This is a genomic window from Bacillus sp. OV322 (assembly GCF_900112495.1).
Lineage (GTDB): Bacteria > Bacillota > Bacilli > Bacillales > DSM-1321 > Peribacillus.
In genome coordinates this window covers 251,156-272,474 of sequence record NZ_FOMA01000001.1, presented here as the reverse complement: position 1 = coordinate 272,474, position 21,319 = coordinate 251,156, and the positions used below count along the sequence as shown (strand labels likewise).

General features: G+C 41.8%; 18 protein-coding genes. 4 read left to right on the top strand and 14 right to left on the bottom strand.

What is annotated here, in order from left to right; genetic code table 11:
- Positions 1-102 precede the first annotated feature (102 nt).
- A complete protein-coding gene (locus BM126_RS01330) occupies positions 103-1,818 on the bottom strand; it encodes a peptide ABC transporter substrate-binding protein (RefSeq protein WP_090987472.1) in 1,716 nt (571 codons plus the stop codon).
- Between the two features lie 356 nt (positions 1,819-2,174).
- Between BM126_RS01330 and BM126_RS01325 the strand changes: the two genes are divergently transcribed.
- Both BM126_RS01325 and trpS read left to right on the top strand, forming a co-directional pair.
- A complete protein-coding gene (locus tag BM126_RS01325) occupies positions 2,175-2,522 on the top strand; it encodes a DUF3899 domain-containing protein (RefSeq protein ID WP_090987470.1) in 348 nt (115 codons plus the stop codon).
- A 139-nt stretch (positions 2,523-2,661) separates the two neighbouring features.
- Complete coding sequence (gene trpS / locus BM126_RS01320; RefSeq protein WP_090987468.1) at positions 2,662-3,651, top strand: tryptophan--tRNA ligase; 990 nt, start codon at positions 2,662-2,664, stop codon at positions 3,649-3,651.
- Between the two features lie 79 nt (positions 3,652-3,730).
- On the opposite strand, the gene BM126_RS01315 is transcribed toward trpS, so the two are convergent.
- From BM126_RS01315 to BM126_RS01295, 4 genes are all read right to left on the bottom strand, one after another.
- Positions 3,731-4,486, bottom strand: a complete 756-nt coding sequence (locus tag BM126_RS01315; protein WP_090987466.1) for a YjbA family protein — start codon at positions 4,484-4,486, stop codon at positions 3,731-3,733.
- A 107-nt stretch (positions 4,487-4,593) separates the two neighbouring features.
- On the bottom strand, positions 4,594-5,364 hold the full coding sequence (locus BM126_RS01310) for a DUF2268 domain-containing putative Zn-dependent protease (RefSeq protein WP_090987464.1): 771 nt from the start codon (positions 5,362-5,364) through the stop codon (positions 4,594-4,596).
- A gap of 417 nt (positions 5,365-5,781) precedes the next feature.
- The gene (gene fabF, locus BM126_RS01300) at positions 5,782-7,020 is read right to left on the bottom strand and encodes a beta-ketoacyl-ACP synthase II (RefSeq protein WP_090987461.1); all 1,239 of its coding nucleotides are present in this window, start codon (positions 7,018-7,020) and stop codon (positions 5,782-5,784) included.
- 236 nt (positions 7,021-7,256) lie between these two features.
- Complete coding sequence (locus tag BM126_RS01295; protein WP_071351917.1) at positions 7,257-8,192, bottom strand: beta-ketoacyl-ACP synthase III; 936 nt, start codon at positions 8,190-8,192, stop codon at positions 7,257-7,259.
- Between the two features lie 338 nt (positions 8,193-8,530).
- Between BM126_RS01295 and BM126_RS01290 the strand changes: the two genes are divergently transcribed.
- On the top strand, positions 8,531-8,773 hold the full coding sequence (locus BM126_RS01290; RefSeq protein WP_090987459.1) for a hypothetical protein: 243 nt from the start codon (positions 8,531-8,533) through the stop codon (positions 8,771-8,773).
- Between the two features lie 145 nt (positions 8,774-8,918).
- Here BM126_RS01290 and BM126_RS01285 read toward each other — a convergent pair whose 3' ends face one another.
- The 4 genes from BM126_RS01285 to BM126_RS01270 all read right to left on the bottom strand — a co-directional run bounded on the left by BM126_RS01285 (position 8,919) and on the right by BM126_RS01270 (position 11,948).
- Positions 8,919-9,104 carry a ComZ family protein gene (locus tag BM126_RS01285; protein ID WP_090987457.1) on the bottom strand — a complete coding sequence of 62 codons (186 nt, stop codon included), beginning with the start codon at positions 9,102-9,104 and terminating at the stop codon, positions 8,919-8,921.
- Between the two features lie 2 nt (positions 9,105-9,106).
- Complete coding sequence (locus BM126_RS01280) at positions 9,107-10,069, bottom strand: BMP family ABC transporter substrate-binding protein (RefSeq protein WP_090987455.1); 963 nt, start codon at positions 10,067-10,069, stop codon at positions 9,107-9,109.
- Between the two features lie 205 nt (positions 10,070-10,274).
- Complete coding sequence (locus BM126_RS01275; RefSeq protein WP_090987454.1) at positions 10,275-11,111, bottom strand: NAD(P)-dependent oxidoreductase; 837 nt, start codon at positions 11,109-11,111, stop codon at positions 10,275-10,277.
- 111 nt (positions 11,112-11,222) lie between these two features.
- Entirely contained in the window at positions 11,223-11,948 is a 726-nt protein-coding gene (locus BM126_RS01270) for a hypothetical protein (RefSeq protein WP_090987452.1), read from the bottom strand.
- A gap of 341 nt (positions 11,949-12,289) precedes the next feature.
- Here BM126_RS01270 and BM126_RS01265 point away from each other — a divergent pair, with 341 nt between their 5' ends.
- The gene (locus tag BM126_RS01265) at positions 12,290-12,478 is read left to right on the top strand and encodes a YjzD family protein (protein WP_071351911.1); all 189 of its coding nucleotides are present in this window, start codon (positions 12,290-12,292) and stop codon (positions 12,476-12,478) included.
- 390 nt (positions 12,479-12,868) lie between these two features.
- Here the strand turns inward: BM126_RS01265 and clpB are convergent, their stop codons facing one another.
- The 5 genes from clpB to BM126_RS01240 all read right to left on the bottom strand — a co-directional run bounded on the left by clpB (position 12,869) and on the right by BM126_RS01240 (position 21,065).
- Entirely contained in the window at positions 12,869-15,472 is a 2,604-nt protein-coding gene (gene clpB, locus BM126_RS01260) for an ATP-dependent chaperone ClpB (RefSeq protein ID WP_090987450.1), read from the bottom strand.
- A gap of 162 nt (positions 15,473-15,634) precedes the next feature.
- Complete coding sequence (locus BM126_RS01255) at positions 15,635-15,814, bottom strand: YjzC family protein (protein ID WP_071351909.1); 180 nt, start codon at positions 15,812-15,814, stop codon at positions 15,635-15,637.
- A 103-nt stretch (positions 15,815-15,917) separates the two neighbouring features.
- Positions 15,918-16,871, bottom strand: a complete 954-nt coding sequence (argF, locus tag BM126_RS01250) for an ornithine carbamoyltransferase (RefSeq protein ID WP_177201306.1) — start codon at positions 16,869-16,871, stop codon at positions 15,918-15,920.
- Between the two features lie 5 nt (positions 16,872-16,876).
- The gene (locus BM126_RS01245) at positions 16,877-19,993 is read right to left on the bottom strand and encodes a carbamoyl phosphate synthase large subunit (RefSeq protein WP_090987446.1); all 3,117 of its coding nucleotides are present in this window, start codon (positions 19,991-19,993) and stop codon (positions 16,877-16,879) included.
- On the bottom strand, positions 19,986-21,065 hold the full coding sequence (locus tag BM126_RS01240; RefSeq protein WP_090987444.1) for a carbamoyl phosphate synthase small subunit: 1,080 nt from the start codon (positions 21,063-21,065) through the stop codon (positions 19,986-19,988). Before BM126_RS01240 ends, BM126_RS01245 begins: the two co-directional genes overlap by 8 nt.
- Positions 21,066-21,319: the final 254 nt, after the last annotated feature.

The following is a 21,319-nucleotide window of genomic DNA, read 5'->3' as shown; positions in this document are numbered from 1 at the left end:
TCGACAATTATCTTACAGGGAAAAAGAGAGTATATCTTGGAATATACTCTCTTTTCAACTCCTAAACTATCATTTTTAGAAACGAAAAATGCTGTTAATATCTTATTCTTCTGTAATATAAGTCCATTTGTAGCAATAATCCGGACCGTAATCATATTTTGCAATGTCTTTAACTTTTGCAGCTTGAAGGATAGCGCTTGAACGCTGATAGATTGGTGCGATTGCTGCATCCTTTTGAACAAGAATTTTCTCAGCTTCTAACAATGTTTTGTAGTATTCCTTAGGATTTCCGCCAAGTTCTGTACGTGCTTTTGTGATCAGCTTGTCGTACTCTTTGTTGGAGTATCCCATTCTGTTGCTTCCTCCGCCAGTAACGAATAGGTCAGAGAATGTCATTGGATCGCGGAAATCCGGTCCCCATCCAGCAACTTGGATATCATAATCCATTTTGTTGTCGCGCTCTAGACGGACAGCGAAAGGAACAGCTTCTACCTTAATAGTTAGACCAGGAAGGTTTGTTTCAAGCTGGCTTTTGAAATACTCAGCCGTTTTCTTTGCACTTTCTGTGTCGTCGCCAAGGAAACGCAAAGTCAGACTTTTCTTGCCTAGCTCTTTCAAGCCTTTTTCCCATGAAGCTTTTGCTGCATCTTTGTCAAACTTAAGCAAATCGCCATTCACTTCGCGCCAGTCTTTTCCTGTATTAGGATCAGTTACGAATTCTTTTGGCATTTGGCCATTTGCAGGGATAGATCCGTTATTCAGGATGCTTGCTGCATAATCATCTTTGTTGAACGCTTGTGCTACTGCACGGCGAATATTTTCATTCTTGAAGCCGGATGTTGCATTTTCATTCATCTTAAGCCAGAAAACTGTTTTTTCCAGTTTGTTGTTCAAACGGCTGTCGCCTTCATATTGAGGAACAAGGTCTGAAGAAAGCTTTCCTGTAACATCAACTTCGCCAGCTTCAAATGCATTGACTGCTGCAGAAGAATCTTTAACAGAGTTGAATGTAAGCTTAGACATCTTCACGTTGTCTGCATCCCAATAATTTTTGTTCTTTTCAAGTACCCACTCAGTATCTGAAGGGCCGTCCCATTTCGTCATAACGAATGGTCCATTGTATAGAAGGTTATCTTTATTGCTTGCATAGTTTTTGCCTTTTTCCTTAACAAATTTCTCTTGTTGAGGATAGAAAGTCGGGAATGCGAATAGATCTTCCCAGTATGGAATCGGCTGTTCGAAAGTAACAACCAGTGTTTTGTCGTCTTTAGCAACTACGCCAAGCTTCTTAACATCGTAAGGCTTCTTAGCAGCTGCTGCATCTGTGATTTCCTGGGCTCCTTTGATTTTCCCGCCCATCATGTATGGTCCGTAAGGTGAAGCTGTTTTAGGGTCGATTGCACGCTGCCATGCAAAAACGAAGTCCTGAGCAGTGATTGGATCTCCATTAGACCATTTTGCATCTCTGATTTTGAATGTAAATTCTGTTTTATCAGAATTTACTTGCGGCTCGCCGTCTGATAGAGCTGGAACCGGCTTATTTTTTTGGTCGAGGCGGTATAAACCTTCGCCTACGTTGTTGATGTAAGTAAAGCTTGTAGATCCTTCTGCAAGAGCAGTATCCATAGTTGGAATTTCAGAAGACTCTAAAATCTTTGCTTCCTGTTTAGAAGCTAACTTTGAGCTTGTTGCCTTGCCATCACCTTTGTCTTTTCCCTTATCACTTGAATTATTATCATCTTTACCGCTACACGCAGCAAGGATCAAACTAAATACAAGTGTAAGAACTAAAAGCAAAGAAAATTTTGACTTTTTCAAATTCGTGACACCCCTCTTTTTAAAAATTCTTACAAAGATTATTATACAATTTTTTAAATTTTTGTACATAAGCTTTTTTAAAAAAGTTAACTAAAATGTAATAATATTTTAAAAAATAGCTATTTTACAGGTTGATTTCCTAATATCTTCTATATTTTCTTATGTTATTGCCCTTTAATGAGTAAGAGCGCTAAAGTGAAATAGGTCTTAATGTTTATCATATTGGCTTCCAGGAAGGTAAAATAATTAGTTTGTACACGTATATTTCTATTTTTGAATAATTTTTATTCTTTTTATCGTTCTTTGATCTCTGATATAATAATAGTAAAAAAATACTGGAGCGAGGGTCAGCCATTTTGAAAAAAACAGCGACATACTTTTTTATTTTGCTACTTTTAACACTGCTGCTCATTTTTGCGGTAGATCACGAGTTATCATTGCTTCATTTTATTAATATGTCTTTTTATGTGGGCGGAGCTGTTTTATTCATAGGTATATTGGGCTTTGTCACACAGAAAGGCTTTTTTGACGGCATTTCATATAGCTTTCGCAGGATCTTCCGGGCAAAGTATGAAAGCGGTGATGAATTGGAGGATATTCCTCGCTTATCCGGCATCGTGTCGATGGATTTGCGCCCTGCACTTTTCTCAGGATTGCTGCTGCTTGCAATCATGATGGTTTCACTTTATATATACTACTTATGATTCTGCATGTTTTTGTCTATCCTGATATAATAGGAGTTCTATGAAAACAGTGGATAATACAGCTAAATACAACTAAAATGAAAGATAAACCCGATGATTGATTAGAATCATCTATGTTTCTAAGAGGAGTGACTAGCAGTTGAAGAGAATATTTTCAGGCATTCAGCCTACAGGTTCCGTAACGCTTGGCAATTACATAGGAGCCATGAAGCAATTTGTGGAATTACAGAATGAATATGATTGCTACTTTTGCATTGTGGACGAACATGCCATCACCGTCCCGCAGGACCGCCTTGAATTAAGGGAGAACACCAGGAAGCTTGCCGCCTTATATCTGGCAATTGGCCTTGATCCCGAAAAGAACACAATCTTTATCCAATCCGAAGTGCCCGCGCATACTCAGGCAGGATGGCTCCTGCAATGCATCTCTTATATAGGAGAGCTTGAGCGGATGACACAGTTTAAGGATAAATCACATGGCAAGGAAGGCGTATCTTCCGGCCTGCTTACTTATCCGCCTCTGATGGCCGCAGATATTCTTTTATATAATACAGATCTTGTTCCTGTTGGCGATGATCAAAAGCAGCATATTGAGCTGACAAGAGATCTGGCTGAACGGTTCAATAAGAAATACAGCGATATCCTTAAGGTCCCGGAAATCAGCCTGCCAAAAGTGGGCGCGCGGATTATGTCCCTGCAGGAACCCCTGAAAAAAATGAGCAAATCCGATCCTAATAAAAAAGCTACCATCACACTGCTAGATGATCCAAAGCAGATTGAAAAGAAAATCAAGAGCGCGGTCACTGATTCTGAAGGCATTGTTAAATATGATAAAGAAAACAAACCAGGTGTTTCCAACCTGTTATCCATTTACTCTATTTTCAGCCATAAAACAATCGGGGAAATTGAGAGCATGTATGAAGGGAAAGGATATGGCGACTTTAAAAGCGGTCTTGCCGAGGTCGTTTTAAATGAAATAAAGCCTATCCAGGAAAGATTTTATGAGCTTCTTGAGTCATCCGAGCTCGATGATATCCTTGACAGAGGTGCTGAAAAAGCAAATATCGAGGCAAACCGAATGATGAAAAAGATGCTGAACGGAATGGGATTGGGCAGAAAAAGAAGGTAAAAGGTATCTCACCCGTCTGAACCGCAGATAAAAAGGAAGGGAACAGCCTCTAATAAGGCCGCTCCCTTTTTTCATGTATTTAAAGCATCGACGGACTGTCTCCTACTTCCATTTCCCATAGCTTCTCGAAAAAGGGCTGTCCCTTCACAAGATTTTCGCATATGTGTAAATGCTTATCCGTCCAGCCATCCTTCATTTCTTCATAAAGTCCCAGCCAGGCATGATCAAAGTTCATTTCTTGTATAAAGGCATATTTCTCTGGTGCCCACTCTGTATACCAATAACGGATTTCAGCTGTGTTCTTCGCCGTCAAAAGCTGGTCCATTGCCATAAACAGCAGCTGTTTCAGCTGCCTTTCCTTCCTCGTAAGCCCATTCATGAACTGAGGCGATGGAGACAATATATGATATTCCTTGGCTGATGTTTGTGAATCGCCGAATGTGTAATCTAATTCGCTGTGGTTTTCTATCATGTCATAAACAATTTGTTCCTGGCGCGGTATCAATCTGCTTTTCCTGATTGGTATATGATAGCCAATTGTATCCACTGCAAGTATGCCTGTTCCATCTGTAATGACAAAACAGTAATCCATCTGGATTCTTTCATGGTTTTTTCTAGTGAAGGCTTTTTGGAAAACATCGTTAAGCAGTGTTTTCGGCAATTCCGCCAAATCATTTTCTATGTAATTAAACAAAGCTGCCGAAATTTTTAATAATGGAACTTGGTCAAGCAACTCGATTCCATCATCTTTTCTCCACTCATGAAAATGGCAGATGTTATAGCCATTTTCTTCTCCTTCAAACCAATTTACCCAAACATCATGAAGATATAGCATGAATTCATCCCTCGCTTACAATAATCTGTTTGTCCATCAGTATAGGCATCCTAAAGAGAAATTATTCCATTTGATCTTCCCAAATTATTAATAGGCGGAGTATAGGCTTACGGCTCATTATTATCCAGAAATTTTTCCGCAGAAATACTGAAAGATTGCATAAAAGGTATTTTGCTTTGCTTTTTCACTAAATGGTATCCCATGCAATACCCGAGCATTGAAGGATATCTCCCCTGGCCGAGCAAAATGGAGTCATGAAGTTTTTCATGTCTTTTTACGTGAATATGTTTTTCAACAAATCTGATCCAGTATTCTTCCAGCTTTTCTTCGCTGTGAACCGCTGTCCATCCCGCCAGATATTCTTTTCCTAAATGGTGTGCCACTGCATTCTCTGCGAGACCTTCCATAATCATGGAATCAAGCAGGTTTGGCTCTTCTGCACGGCCGGCCATTTTGTTAAGGCGGCAAACATGATGATATTCGTGTATAAATAACGCTTCTAGCTCTTTATCCTTTATTCCTGCATGGATAAATAACAGCATTTTATCAGGAAATGCCAGACCGGATTTATTTTCAATCGCTCTTTCTAAAAATCCCGGCTGTTTTAAGGGAAAAATAAAAATAGGCACATCAGGCCCGTTCCATTTTTTTTTGTATTTATTGAAGATTTTTTTTCCTTTTTCCCAGATATCATGATCCATCAGAGATTCAGCATCTCTTTTGGACTTTTGCCCAGGTGAATACATGCCATAGCTTTTAAGATATTGATAGAGTTTTTTAGAGTCTTGCTCCATAAAGAGTTCTTTGAAATGATCGCAAATTGCTGACGGGTTAAAAAAATCGTCCCTCAGCCATTCGTTTGTGTTTTCTATCCCCATACAGCTCACCTCATTTTTATATACAGTATCGTATGAACTTCCTGAAAAAATGAGCAAGGATTACTAAGTATTTTTAAAAAATCCCCTGGAATTTTTGCTGCTATTGAAAAAGGGGCAGATTTCCGCTCCAGGTTGCCTGCTTTCCCCGCAAGCGGTGAGCCACCAATAACTGCATCTGCGGGTCCGGACACCTTACATTCCAATCAGCTTTACTTAACAATGGAATCTCCTCATAAAAAGAAAAAATGCCTGAGACCTGTCTTGAAAAAACAGGTCTCAGGCATTATTACACTGCATTTTATAGTTCGGTCCTTTTTTTCATGTCCTGTATTTAAGAAGAAAATAAGACGTTCAAAAAAGCTTCAGAAAGATAGAATCATTTTCTATGTTTCCCTGACTTAGGAGCATGTGCTATGTTTATTCGTACTTTTTGAAGACCAGTGTTGCATTATGGCCTCCAAATCCTAATGAGTTGCTCATCACTGCTTTAAGCTCTGCTTTTCTAGCGGAGTTTGCTACATAATCCAGATCACATTCTGGATCTGCTGTCTCCAAATTGATTGTCGGAGGAAGAATGCTGTCTCTGATTGCTTGAAGAGAGAAAATGGCTTCTACTCCTCCGGCCGCGCCAAGCAGGTGGCCTGTCATGGATTTAGTGGAGCTTATAGCAAGGTCATATGCATGGCTTCCAAATACTTCTTTAACCGCCATCGTTTCATACTTGTCGTTATAGGCAGTACTTGTACCGTGGGCATTGATATAATCAATGTCGGAAGGGTTCATGCCAGCGTCATTTAGCGCCATTTTCATCGCACGGGCGCCGCCTTCCCCGCCTGGAGCAGGTGCTGTAATATGATAAGCATCTCCAGTGGACCCGTAGCCAACTACTTCGCCGTAAATTTTGGCTCCGCGGCTCAAGGCATGTTCCAATTCTTCCAGTACAACTATGCCTGCTCCTTCACCAATAACAAATCCATCTCTGTTTAAGTCGAATGGACGGCTTGCTGTTTGAGGATCCGGATTTGTTGAAAGAGCAGTATTTGAGCAAAAGCCTGCTACAGACATTTTTGTTATAGGTGCTTCTGCTCCTCCGCTGATCATTACATCGGCATCTCCGCGCTGAATGACCTTAAAAGCGTCGCCAATGGAGTTTGTTCCAGTTGCACAAGCCGTTACAGTACAGGAGTTCATTCCTTTTGCGCCAAGCAAAATAGAAACCTGGCCAGCAGCCATATCAGGAATGATCATTGGAACAAAGAAAGGGCTGACACGTTTATAGCCTCTTTTTTGAAAATTTTCAAACTGATTTTCAAAGGTTTCCATACCACCGATTCCAGAACCGATCCATACACCCACACGAGGGGCATTTTGATCTGTGATTTCAAGACTGGCATCCTTTACAGCCATCACGGAAGCCGCAATTGCATAATGTGTGAAGCGGTCCATTTTTCTTGCTTCTTTTCTATCTACATATTGCTCGATATCAAAGTCCTTTACCTCAGCTGCAACTTTTGAAGGATATTCATCTGCATTTAATCGTGTCAGGGGGCCGATGCCCGTTTTACCATCCACAATATTAGCCCATGTAGTTTCTGCATCATTTCCTAAAGGTGTTACTGCACCTATTCCCGTGACAACCACTCGACGATTATTCATAAAAACTTGCTCCTTTCGTAATAAAGCGCCCGCCCCGGATAATGTAAGCCAGCCGAATATAGCTGCTGCACCAAGCTATCCTGAATCTCTTTATCCGGTTTGCCGCATAAAAATTAGAATCTCATATGTTCCATTACATTACTTTGGTAAGATCCCTTCAAGGGAAATTCAGCATAGCGCCCACCCAGCCCGCATAGGGGCTGGCTGGTACCTGCTGATGGAGTTTTGCTTTATTTTTATCGGCCCCAGCGAAGTGCGATGGCACCCCATGTAAGACCGCCGCCAAATCCTACCAGAACAACAACATCATCATCTTTTATCTTGCCTGCTTCCAATTCCTCTACCATCGCAATCGGAATTGAAGAGGCAGAACTGTTTCCATATTTAGCAACCGTTTTTGACATCTTTTCAGCCGGCAGCCCAAGGCGTTCCCTGGAAGCTTCCATGATACGGATATTTGCCTGATGGGGAACTAAAAAGCTCACATCTTCTTTCGTCAATCCTGCTTTTTCAATAACATTTATACAAGATTCGCCCATTTGGCGAACAGCGAATTTGAATACTTCACGGCCGTTCATGAACAGATGGGGACCATTTTGATACAAATGCTTTCCGCCAGATCCGTCAGAGCCAAGCTCAAATGACAGAATTCCCCTGCCTTCAGAAACTGGGCCCATTACTGCAGCTCCTGCTCCATCACCGAAAAGCACTGCAGTATTACGGTCATTCCAATCGGTTATTTTTGAGAGTTTTTCAACTCCAACAATCAATACATATTTATAAGTGCCGTTTTTAATAAACTGTTCCGCTGTAATCATACCATACATAAACCCTGAACACGCGGCGCTGATATCCATTGCAGCTGCCTTTTTTGCGCCAAGTTTATCTTGGATCATACAAGCAACTGATGGGAATGGCTGGTCAGGTGTAACGGTCCCTACTAGAATTAAATCCAGTTCTTCAGCAGAAATTCCTGCATTCTTAATGGCATTGAGTGCAGCTTCATAAGCCATATCAGAAGTATCGACGTCATCTGCTGCAATTCTTCTTTCTTCAATGCCAGTTCTGGTGCGGATCCATTCATCGCTTGTATCCACCATTTTCTCAAGGTCAAAGTTCGTTAAAACTTTTTCCGGCAAACTGCGGCCCATCCCTAAGATTCCTGCATTCATTTTTGACAACCCCTTATCTATTGTTAATTAATCTTTTATTATCAAATATTATTACCTGGTACTAATCTTATAAAAAACTTCCCCCACTTGCAACAGATATCGCTTAAAAAAGGCGCTGGCCCTCATGTATTCCCAGTAAATTCGGGCCTTTTGGGACAAGAGCCTGCTCATTAAAGCGGCTGGCAGCATACCTTAAATATGAACAATGCATGGCCCTTGTTCAGCAAATGCTTCTTCTGCACATTCTTTGGCAGCCATTGCTTAACCGCTTTGCTGCGGTGCTTAAGAAGGGGAGTATTGCCTTTAGTCCAATTTTTTTAAAAAGGAGGATCCTGTAAGTGGATTTTTTTAATGGAAACAAAAATTTAAATCAAAGCGACCGTTTTTCATCTATAATGTTCCCCAAAAAAGAAAAACAAGTAAAAGAAGAAGAACCGGCTGCTCCTGGAAGCATTGATTATATGCAGCTGATGGAAAGTGTCGATACACTTATGACCATTTATGGAGAATTCAAGCCTGCCCTCAGCAAGCTGAACCCCCTCATTTTACAGACGCTGAAAAAATTCGAAAAGAAGGGCTGACTGAAAGCGGCCAAAAAGGCTGATTATCAGGGAACAATAATCAGCCTTTTATCCGCTTAACTGGCAGCGGCCCTGTCCTCAGGAGCAAGAGTTGCACAAGGGTAAACTGCCGGTAAAATCCCGGTTGAACCCAGAGTCTTTTAGCTTATTTAGTTTCGGCGTCCTTTAAACCAAGTTCATAGGCTTCATACATAACCTTTGTAAATAAATCCATAAACGGCTGGGCAAGCTCAATTGAAAACGGTACGCCTGCTTCCTCTAACTTCGCTTTCGCTTCCGGAAAGTATTTCATTGCTATTCCCATGAATTCCATAGTCTTGTCTTGATTCATGATTATCCCTCCTTAAGTTCATCCGGCAGTTTGCCAGTTTCTTTGTATAATTGAAAGTATTTCTTCATTTCAGCCTGAAAGCTTTTCTTCACAAGAGGACTGTATTGTCCCATAATAATTACACCATCTTGGATGTCAAAAAACAAGTTTCCTGACTTCAATTCATTTTTATCAAACTTCTCCGCTGCCCGCACATATAAGTCATCCACATTCTGTATGGTGCTTGTCAGTATAGTGGTGCTTCCCAGATTTGACTGATCCGACACATAGCCAATCGCGTAAAGCTGCTTTTCTTTTAGCCTCTCAATAACAGGCACATTAAATCCGTCGCCTGCAGGATAGAAAATATCATCCCCATTAGAAATCATTTTATTTAGAAGCTGCAGAGCTTTTTCTTCATCGTCCCATCCGTTCACATATTCAACATCCACTTTTACCTGCTGATCCTGAAAACCTGCTCCCTCAATGAATCCTTTCACTTCAGGCTGCCAGTCATATGCGGCAAGCACGCCTATTTGTTTGGTCTGTGACATTTCAGCGGCAACCATTCCGCCAAAAAAGCCCATTGCTTTAGCTTTAAAATTAAGGCTTGTTGTATTGGGCTTTGTTGCATTTCCATTAAAACTGACGAATCGTATGTCCGGATATTTGTCCGAAATTTCATTAAAGTATTCAGCATATTCGCTGCCATGGCCGATAATAAGATTAACCCCTTTACCCTGGAGGTCTTTTACTGCCTGCTCAACAATGAATTTGCTGTTCATTTTTTCTTTATAAAATATATTACCCCCGAAACGGGATTGGATTGCCAGCAATCCTTTATAGCCTTTTGTCCCCCATACCTGATCATTTATCGTATTAGGCACAAGCAGGGCAGCTTTCTTTAAATGGCCGGAGCTTTCTGTTTTATCGCAGCCGCTAAGCAGCAAGGCAAATAACATACAAATGCCTATTTTCTTTAACATCCACCGCAACTCCTTCACCGCTGCAGGTGCTTTCACCCGCGGGCGCTTCAGAACTGCATTCCGCCCTGCGGTTCTCCCTAAAGCCCTCCCAGGAACCCTGCTCATCCGTTCCAATCAGCAATCGGCTAAAAATACTTTCAGGAAAAAATTAGCACCTTTTACTCAAGTTCCATTTTACCTTCTTCAATAAAAAATGAAAAGAATTTTAGCTATTCCTCCCTTGATGCTGTTTAAGCATCAGCATTTTCCTCCAATGTTCTTTTTGCTTGTTGATCCCTTCATAAGGGCTCACATTATTTTTCACTTTTAAAACATTAGCTGTTTGGAGGCATTCACCCTCTGAAGGAAACCTATCCAGGATTTCAGTATCAAAAATAAGGTTGGCACAGGCTTGCCACTGCTGCTTCGCCTCACTTTCGAACACGATATTTCCGCCATCATGTTCTTTAAGTTTTTCTAAGGCATCGATGAAGTCTGAAATATATATTGCGTCATTTCGATATTCTGAAGAAATGGCATCAATTGCTTCTTCCTTGCTTTTTTTTTGGATTCCAGTTTCAAAGGCAAATGATGCAGGCTGCCAGGGGCCATAAATGGCTGGCAGATAAACAAACCGGGCATGCGCGAAGGATTTGAGGATGGACCATAGTTCTGTATGTTCTGCAAAACTTTGCTCTTTCTGGCCTAGCGGGATTAAAATGGTGAGTGTAGGAAGAGGCTGGACGTTTTTGAGATTTATTAGAATTTTTGCGATGGCATCAGCTATTTTTTCTGTGTCTCTTTCAGGCATTTTCCAAAAATCATATAAACATACATAGATCGCGGATGCACCAGGGAATGAAGAAGGCAGTTCCTCATGAAAAGCACTGCTTATAAAATTGGCGTTCCTGCCAAAGGCATCCTGTTTATGTTCATGAATATAGTCATCTCCATCCCCCTGGAAATGGTCAATCCCAAAAACCTTTTCACCCCTGTCAAGCAAGCGCTCCGTTAAGTGGAACCCAGTAAACTGTAAAGCGCCAATAACAATTGATGAACACATCCTGCAGCCCCCCCTTAATCACGCCAGATTATACCCGAAATGATGCGTATGATTATCTAAACTCGCTGGATTCTGTATGGTATGCAGCGAGCAGTCTCAATATAGCTATTTTTATAGCAATTTTTCATGTTTTTGAAAAAATTGCCGTATCTGGATCGGGATCTTATATCTTTTTTCAGGAAGCAAATACGTAAATTCCAGCAATTCCTGGTCGTTTTGCTGTTTCAGCTCCTGATAAAGCGAATTTTGTTCACCATTGGCATTGTCTAAGACTGTTATTATTTTCAAGGGAACTTTTGTCTTGAATGAAAGCTTGTCAGAATCCAGCACGAAACCTTCAAATTCCCCGGAATCCATCTTATTGGCAGCAGAGGCTTCTTTTAGCCATTTTTTGTAAAAAAATTTATTTTCTTTTTCTTTTATCAGCCTGTTTTTAACAGATAAGCATGGATTGATGAACACGACTGAACGGATTAATTCCGGCATGCTTTCCATGAATTTCATGGCAGGGAGTGCGCCTGTCCCTTCTGCTAAAATATGGATTTTGTTATTCAGAATCTCACTCTTCATAATCAGAAAATATAATTTCACGGCCAGTTCAAATGACCTTTGGCTTTCCCACTTCATTCCGTGAAAGTTGGAAGAAAAAAGTGTATAGCCGTGCTCCTTAAGGGATTCGAGTATTTGGAGCCTTCCTGGATGTTCCCTCCAATAGCTTGTACGTTCTTGAACGAAGTGTCCGCTGTCGCCAAAAATAAGGACTGAAAATCCGCTCGGTTTATGGGGATAATAAACTATGTTCCATTGTCCATCCAAAAGAAATGTTCGCTGTTCCATCAGCTTTACTCCTTTTCTTTAAGTCACTACTACTAATCATATGTCTGCCGCTTAGATTCGAAAGGGAGAAGCGCCTACGTGCTTATCTAAATTTTACAATCAATTAAGCTATTTTTAACATATCACACAAAAAAGGCAAGGACTTTCTTCCTTTATGAATGGGACGTGAAACTTTGTGATTGTCCCCGGTTTTATTTCAGGATGACTGAATGTGCGGCGGATAATGATTTGCCGCTGTTTCAATGACTCAATTTGTTCATATTTATAATGAAAAAGCAGTTTTATAGTGATATTAATTATGATAAGATAAAAACGACTGCAGTGGAATGAGGTGAATTTCGATGCGATACATTGCTACGCTTTTCTGGACGATGTTATTAATGCATATGCTTACATATGTTGTTTCTTCAATGATTGGGTCTTCATATGATTTTTCAACAGCTATGATTTTAGGAGTAGTGGTAACCGTACTTGTTTTGATTGTTCCTGCTATTATACCTAATGATCCGGTTGAAAAAACTCATCATTAATCCGTTATGTAAGCTAAAGGACATCCATTCCGGATGTCCTTCTTTCTTTAGTCGATATTAATTTTGCACGCTGGTTCCGCAAAAGGCTTATACTTACTGACCAGTGGCCCTCACCCTAAATCACTAAGAAAATGAAATCAATGCAGCTTTATCCTTTTTTTGTAAGGCTCTTTTCTTAAAGATTGTTGTTTTTTAATAAGTTCTGTGAGGCAATCCCATTGTTAAGTCAGGTTGATTGGAGCGTAGGGTGCGACACTCCTGCGGGATTAGCGGAACAGGCGAGACCCCGCAGCCGCGGCCGAGGAGGCTCACCGCTTGCGTGTAAAGCGAGCATCCTGGAGCGGAAATCAGCCCCCTTGTTCCATAGCAGTAAAGGTTACGAAAACAGTATTAGCAAACAATAAACAATCCATTTTCTTCATTGAAATCCACCGTTAAGGAGGAATTTGATTTTATATTTCCGGCTATGATTTCCCGGGCGGCCATAGTTTCCACATGCTTTTGAATAAACCTTCTAAGCGGCCTTGCCCCATAAACCGGGTCAAATCCCTGTTCAGCAATAAACTCCTTGGCTTTTGAGGTAAGAATTAACGATATATTTTGTTCCTCGAGACGCTTCTGCAGCTGCACGGCCATATTTTCAACAATTTTAATGATTTCCTTTTTCGAAAGAGGCTTAAATAGGACAATATCATCAATACGGTTCAAAAATTCAGGGCGGAAATGTTTCCTTAGATCTGAAAAAACACGCTCTCTTGTTCTGTCATCTATCTTTTCATTTTCTGCTGCAGTCTGGAGCATATAATGGGAGCCAATATTAGAGGTCATGATGATTACTGTATTCCTGCAATTTACTATTCTCCCCTGTGAGTCAGTTATCCTGCCGTCATCAAGCATTTGCAGCAATAAGTTGAATACTTCTCCATGTGCTTTTTCAATTTCATCCAGCAAAACAACTGAATAAGGATTTCTTCTGATTGCCTCGGTCAGCTGTCCGCCCTCCTCGTATCCCACATACCCTGGAGGGGCTCCAATCAGCCGGGAAACAGAGTGTTTCTCCATATACTCAGACATATCAATCCTGATCATATGCTCTTCTGAGTCAAACAGTGTTCCGGCAAGAGCCTTGACCAGCTCTGTTTTACCAACTCCAGTAGGCCCAAGAAAGATAAAAGAGCCTATCGGACGATTAGGATCTTTTATCCCCGCTCTCGCCCTTAGTACCGCATCTGCTACAGCTTCAATCGCTTCATCCTGGCCAACCACTCTTTTTTGAAGAATGCCCGGCAGTTTGAGAAGCTTTTCCCTTTCACTTTCCACTAGCCTGTCGACAGGGATTCCTGTCCAGTTTGCCACTATAGAGGCGATTTCTTCTTCTGTTACCTCCTGCCGAAGCAAACGTGATTCCTGCTTCCCTCTTTCAAGCTCTTCCTCCATGCTTTGCAGTTCCTTTTCCATCTCTGGTATTTGCCCGTGCCGCAGTTCTGCAGCCCTGTTTAAGTCATATTCACTTTCCGCTATTTCAAGATCGCGCCGAAGTTTTTCAAGTTTCCCCCTTTGTTCCTGAACTTGCTGAAGAGATGTTTTCTCACTCATCCAATCTGACCTTAAGGATTCTGCATGTTTGCGCTGTTCTGTAAGCTCTTTTCTCAGCTCGTCCAGCCTTTCTTTGCTTCGGGGGTCTTTCTCATTTTTCAGTGCGGCTTCCTCTATCTCGAGCTGCATGACTTTCCTTGTTATCTCATCCAGTTCTAAGGGCATCGAATCGATTTCAGTCCGGATTAATGCACATGCCTCATCAATCAAATCTATAGCCTTGTCAGGTAAAAACCTTTCTGTTATATACCGATTGGATAAAACAGCAGCTGCCACAATGGCCCTGTCCCCAATTTTTACTCCATGATGAATTTCAAAACGCTCTTTTAATCCCCGAAGCATAGTTATGGTATCTTCCACACCAGGCTCAATTACCAGAACCTGCTGAAATCTTCTTTCCAATGCAGGGTCTTTTTCAATATATTTGCGGTATTCATCGAGAGTCGTAGCACCAATGCAATGCAGCTCTCCTCTTGCAAGCATAGGCTTAAGCATATTGCCTGCATCAAGAGAGCCCTCTGTCCGTCCAGCACCCACGATTGTGTGCAGCTCATCAATGAATAACAGGATTCTGCCATCGCTTTTTTTAATTTCCTGCAGGACAGCTTTTAAGCGCTCTTCAAATTCTCCCCGGAATTTTGCACCAGCTATCAATGCACTCATATCCAGGGAAAAGATGGTTTTATCCTTCAGTCCGTCAGGAACATCTTTTCGTACGATCCGCTGGGCAAGCCCTTCTGCTATCGCCGTTTTTCCGACACCTGGTTCTCCGATCAAGACTGGATTATTTTTTGTTTTTCTGGAAAGGATCCTGATCACGCTGCGAATTTCTGCATCCCTGCCGATTACAGGATCGGTTTTGCCTGTTTTAGCTTCAGCTACCAGGTCACGGCCGTATTTTTTCAGCACTTCATATGTACCTTCAGGATTCTGGCTGGTCACGTTTTGATTCCCCCTGATTTTTTTCATTGTATTTTCTGTCATTTGATAATCAGCGCCAAGTCTAGAAAGTATGTCCTTAATTTCTGATTTCCCCACTTTGAATGACGAAAGAAGAAAATGCTCCACCGAAAGGTAGTCGTCATGCATTTGCATCATCATTTCACCTGCTGCCCTAAAGGTATTTTGCAGTGCTGATGACATATAGTTCCTGGCTTCTTTGCTGTCTGCCAGTTCAACAGAAGGCAGTCTGTCTAATCTTTTTTCTAACTCATCCTGGAGTTTCTTATCTCCTTCATGAATTTCTGCCATCAGTGAATGAAGCAAATGATCTTCTATCTTAGTCAAAGCTGCCAGCATATGAAGCTCGCCTATTTCCGGGTGCTTATGCCTGGCCGAAATTTCCTGTGCAACCAATAAAGCCTGCTGCATTTTTTCAGTCAAGCTGTTTATATCCATAATTATCCTCCTCACAAACATTCAGAAGAAGTGTTTTGACCTTTTTTGACCTTTGATTTTATTATACGAAAATTTCTTATAAAGTAAAGATTCATCATCTTCTTTCAGAGAAAAAAAGCAAATCCTTTTCCTTCATGAAGAAAAAGAATTTGCTCTTTTTTATTATGGTTTTCTTTTATATGTCCAATGCCTGTTTCCATTTGTTGTTTCCGGAAAACGGTCACCAGCATTCAGCCTTACCTTTTTAGGGTTGTTCACCGTGCTTCCTGTTTCTCCTATTTCTACATACATCCCATTGTTCGGGGCCTTTTGACCTGGCGTAAATTGATGACTCTGTCCCATTTCCATCTCTCCTTTTCAATGGCTGTATTACTATTCTTACCGAAAAAGGAGTTTCATCACTCGCCATTTTTTAGTAATAATAAACGCCAAAAAGATATGAGTGTTACTGCAGCAGTAAATCAACAAGTAACGCTTTTTGGGCATGAAGCCTGTTCCCCGCCTGAAGGAAAACCACCGAATTCGGGCCGTCAATCACCTCGGCAGCTACTTCTTCCTCCCTGTGGGCAGGCAGGCAATGCATAAATATATAATCAGGCTTTGCAAGTTTCACTAAGTTTTGATCAATTTTAAAATCCTTAAATGCCTTGAGACGGATGCTGTTTTCTTGTTCCTGGCCCATTGATGTCCAAACATCAGCATACACTGCATCCGCTTCTAAGATGGCTTCTTCTGGTGAATGGGTGATTGTTATTGTTCCCCCGTTATGAATTGCTTCATTTTTCGCATGCTTTATAACTTCCGGATCCGGCTCATATCCCGCAGGACATGCTATTGAAAAATCCATGCCCGTTTTGGCGCTGGCCAGCATTAAAGAATGCGCGACATTGTTTCCGTCTCCAATATAAGCTATTTTAAGTCCCTTGAAACTCCCTTTAATTTCCTGGATCGTCAAAAGGTCAGCCAATGCCTGGCAAGGGTGGTACATGTCGGTCAGCCCGTTTATAACTGGCACATCCGCAGCATTTGCAAGAGCTTCAGCCTTTGAATGTTCATGTGTCCTAAGCATTATGGCATCTACAAATTGAGATAAAACCTTTCCTGTATCTTCAATGGTCTCTCCTCTGCCCAGCTGAATGTCGCTGCTGCTCAAAAATAGAGCATGCCCCCCAAGCTGAAGCATCCCTGCTTCAAATGAAACTCTTGTTCTTGTTGAAGATTTCTCAAAAATCATGCCCAATATTTTTCCTTTTAAAGGATGATATTCTTCACCGCTTGACTGTTTTAGTTTAATTTCTCCTGCCAGCTCCAGCAGTTTCAGGATATCACTGCCTGTCATACCAGCAAGTGAAAGAAAATCCTTTGTTTTTATAATGTTTTTTTCATTCAACCTGGCCATTGCTGTCATATGGAAATCACGTCCTTTTTGTATCTTTCCTTCCATTCCTGGAGCGAAGCTATTTCTGTCTCATTCGAAGCGAACGACTGTATATATGCTGCGAAGGTTTCTTCTTCCGTAAAAACAAGAAGGCGATGCTTAATTGCCCATAACCTGATTTCCTTGTCATCTGCACTGCTTCCATATGAAAGGACAGCAGCACCTGTTTCAGTTTCTGCCCAGCTCCTGAAATCACCGCTTGAAAACTCAAACCCAAGATCTGCTGCGGCATCCTGAAGATCCCCCGGCAAATTGACGGACTGTGTTTTAAAAATGCCTTTACTGCCGGGTTTAGGGTGCGGATACACCTTACTCAGAGCTTCACTTTTTGTTCGGCCAATTGTGATGCCTTCACCGGTGGATTTCATAACAGGACCTATTTTAGTATCAAGCCCTGAAAGTGCAAAGGAAGAAAACACAGGATACTTTATTGCTGTATAAGGTAATTTTTCCTGCAGTCCAGCTGACCCTGCAGCTTCATTTAGTGATTGCTTGCGGTAAATAATCTTTGCAGCAGCCTCTACCATTTGAAAGCCGGATATTTTGCTGATAATAGGCACGGTTCTGCTGGCTCTGGGGTTCACTTCCAGAACATAAACGTCATTTCCTTTTATCACAAATTGTATGTTCATTAATCCCGTATATTTTAGCTCTGAAACAATCCTTTTTGAGTAAAGCACCATTTTTTCTTTTACAGACTCTGAAAGTGATTCTTCTGGAAGAATGACCATGCTGTCTCCTGAATGGACACCTGCTTTTTCAATATGCTCAGCAATGAGTGGAATGAAAATATCCGTACCGTCTGCAAGGAGGTCAATTTCCGCTTCCTTGCCGGGTATGTACGAATCAACCAAAATTGGATACATCAGCTCTTCCTTCTGCTCCGCGACTTTCTTCCAATCCTTTTCACCATGAATGATTTCCATTCCCTGGCCTCCGATTACATATGACGGCCTTAAAAGGACGGGATAACCGATTTGCTTAATACAGGCTGCTATTTCGCCTTTGTTTGCGGCCTCTTGACCAGGCACATGAGGGATTTCCAGTTTCTTAAGAAGCTGATAAAATCTCTTCCTGTCTTCCAGCTGATCCACAATGTCATATGAGGTTCCCAGGAGATTCACCTGATGCTTCTCAAGATCCCGCGCAAGATTAATGGCTGTTTGCCCTCCGAATTGAACGATTACATCTGTAATATTTTCTGCCTCGATCACATTCAATACATATTCGAGTGTAAGAGGTTCAAAATATAACCGGTCAGCTATGGCAAAGTCCGTACTGACTGTTTCTGGATTATTATTGATCATGATCGCTTCGGCATTTTCTTTCTGGAGCGCAAGCACGCCATGTACCGAACAATAATCAAACTCAATTCCCTGGCCGATGCGTATTGGGCCGCTGCCGATAATGAGCACTTTCTTTTTGTCAGTGACCACCTGTTCATTTTCGCCAAAATAGGCTGAATAATAGTAATTGGAGGGAGATTCAAATTCAGCCGCACAGGTATCAACCGTTTTGTAAACGGCATTGATGCCCTGTTTTTTACGCCACTGTCTCACATCAGATTCTTTCTCTCCCCAGGCGGCGGCCAGGTACCGGTCTGAAAACCCTTTTTCTTTATACATCAACATTTCCTCTTTTTTTATTGAATGAAGAGTAAGAGAACTGATTTTCTTCTCATCTTCAATCAAAGAAGCAAATGACTTTAAAAAGAATGGGTCAATTGCTGTTGCCTTACAAATATCTTCAGAGGGAAGCCCTCTTCTTAAAAGTTCAAAAATAATAAAGATTCTTTCGTCTGTCGATTCTTTAAGCATGCTTTTTAATTCAGCCATATCCTTGTCTTCAAGTCCCAGGAGCTTCAGCCCTATTGTTTTCAGTTCTAAGGAATCTATCGCTTTTTGGATGGCTCCTTCAAAGCTTCTGTGCAGCGCCATTACTTCTCCGGTCGCTTTCATTTGGGTCCCAAGCTTTCTGTAAGCTGTACTGAATTTATCAAATGGCCAGCGCGGAAACTTTACGGCCACATAATCCAGAGCAGGCTCAAAGCTTGAATAGGTGCTCTGTGTTACCGGATTGGCCAGTTCAGACAACTGAAAGCCAACAGCCAATTTAGCGGCAATTCTGGCAATAGGGTAACCGGTGGCCTTGGATGCAAGCGCGGAAGAACGGCTGACCCTAGGATTGACTTCAATTAAATAATAATTTTTGCTAAAAGGGTCCAAAGCAAATTGAATATTGCAGCCCCCTACTATTCCCAGCGCGGATATGATTTTGATGGACGCAGAGCGGAGCATATGATATTCTTCGTCTGTCAAAGTCTGTGAGGGTGCTACAACAACTGAATCGCCTGTATGGATCCCTACCGGATCGATATTCTCCATGTTGCAGATTGTAATGCAGGTTCCATTACTGTCCCGCATTACTTCATATTCGATTTCTTTAAAACCAGCTATGCTTTTCTCAACCAGGCATTGGGTGATTGGACTTTCCTGCAATCCGCTTCGGACGATGGAGGTTAAGTCCCCGAAATCATCTGCAATTCCGCCCCCCGTTCCCCCCAGTGTATATGCAGGACGAATGATGATAGGAAAACCTGTGCTTTCTGCAAATGCATGTGCTTCTTCCATGGTTGTGACAATCGTGCTTTGCGGTACTGGCTCATCAATTTCGAGCATAAGGCTCCTGAATAACTCCCTGTCTTCCCCTTTTTTTATTGATTCAATGGGAGTCCCAAGCAGTTTAACTCCGTATTTATCCAAAATCCCCTGTTCATGAAGCTGAAAAGCAAGATTCAATCCTGTTTGGCCACCGAGCGTGGCAAGAAGTCCATCAGGTTTTTCCTTCACAATTATTTTCTCGACGTTTTCACAGGTCATCGGCTCAAAGTATACAGCATCTGCATGAAGCTCATCCGTCATAATCGTTGCAGGGTTATTATTGATAAGAATTACTTTATAGCCTTCTTCCTTCAGTGCCAGGCAGCCCTGTGTCCCTGCATAATCAAATTCTGCCGCCTGGCCGATGATAATCGGCCCTGAGCCGATAACTAGTATTGTATGGATATTCTTATCTTTAGGCATATACTTTTTCTCTCCCGCCGCATTCGTCTATCAAGGTCAAAAAATCATGAAAAAGCTGGATATTCTCTGCAGGTCCCGGATGTGCTTCCGGATGATATTGAGCGGTCATTATCGGCAGTGTTTTGTGCATGAGCCCTTCTACTGTCCCATCATTAACATTCCTGTAACGCACCCTGAGCGGTGTTTGATCAAGGCTGGATTCATCAACCATGTAGCTGTGGTTCTGAGAACTCATATATACTTTCTTCGTTATCAAGTCCATAACCGGCTGATTTGCCCCTCTGTGACCGAAGAGCATTTTCTTTGTATTTCCCCCAAAAGCAAGAGCAGCCAGCTGATGGCCTAGGCAAATGCCCATAGTTGGATAGCTTGAGGCAATATTTTTTATATTTCCAAGCAGGTATTTCAGCTGTTTGGGATCACCAGGTCCATTGGATAATAGAATTCCGTCCGGCTTTAGCTGATGAATGGTCCCTGCGGCCGTATTATATGGAACGACCGTGACCCTGCAGCCACTATTGATGAGAGTGTGCAGAATTGATTTTTTATAACCAAAATCTATGAGCACAATATGTTTTTTCCCATTTCCATAACATTCCGGATTTTTAACAGATACATCTGCCACTGGAGATAAAGTTGGGTCAATCCCATTAAAGTCTTTCGCTCCATACTCCGAAATGGCAGCGTCCATGGAGCCGCTGCGGCGGATTTGCTTAACGACAGCCCTTGTGTCTATCCGGCTTATTAAAGGGATATTCCACTTGTTCAGATATTCAGCCAGCGAGTATTCTGACTGGTAGTGTGAATGGGCCATGTTTCCTTCATAAACAGCTACCCCGGCTAAATGGGGTTTTTTGCTTTCGAAATCATTACGGTTGATTCCGTAATTTCCAATCAGGGGATATGTGAAAACAACAATTTGATTACTGTAGGATGGATCTGTCAGAACTTCCTGATACCCGGTCATGCCCGTAAAAAAGACAATTTCTCCAGCGGCCTCCTTAACATGGTGATCTGTCAGCAATGTTCCTTCATATGATGCTCCATTGGATAAATGCAGATAACTTTTCAAAGCGCTCACCTCTATAGAAATTTATATTTATTAGGCTGTTTTTGTAAACTTTATTGCTACCTGAACAAGTGGTTGATTTCCGCTCCAGGATGCTACGCTTTCCGCGGGGCGTGCGCCAGGCCTCCTCGACTTGCGTCTGCGGGGTCTCATCTGTCACGCTGATCCCGCAGGAGTCTCCGCACCTTTCACTCCAATCAACCTGCTTTAACAAAGGGTTTGCCTTGAGAACTTATTAAGGAGCAAAATCTTTAAGA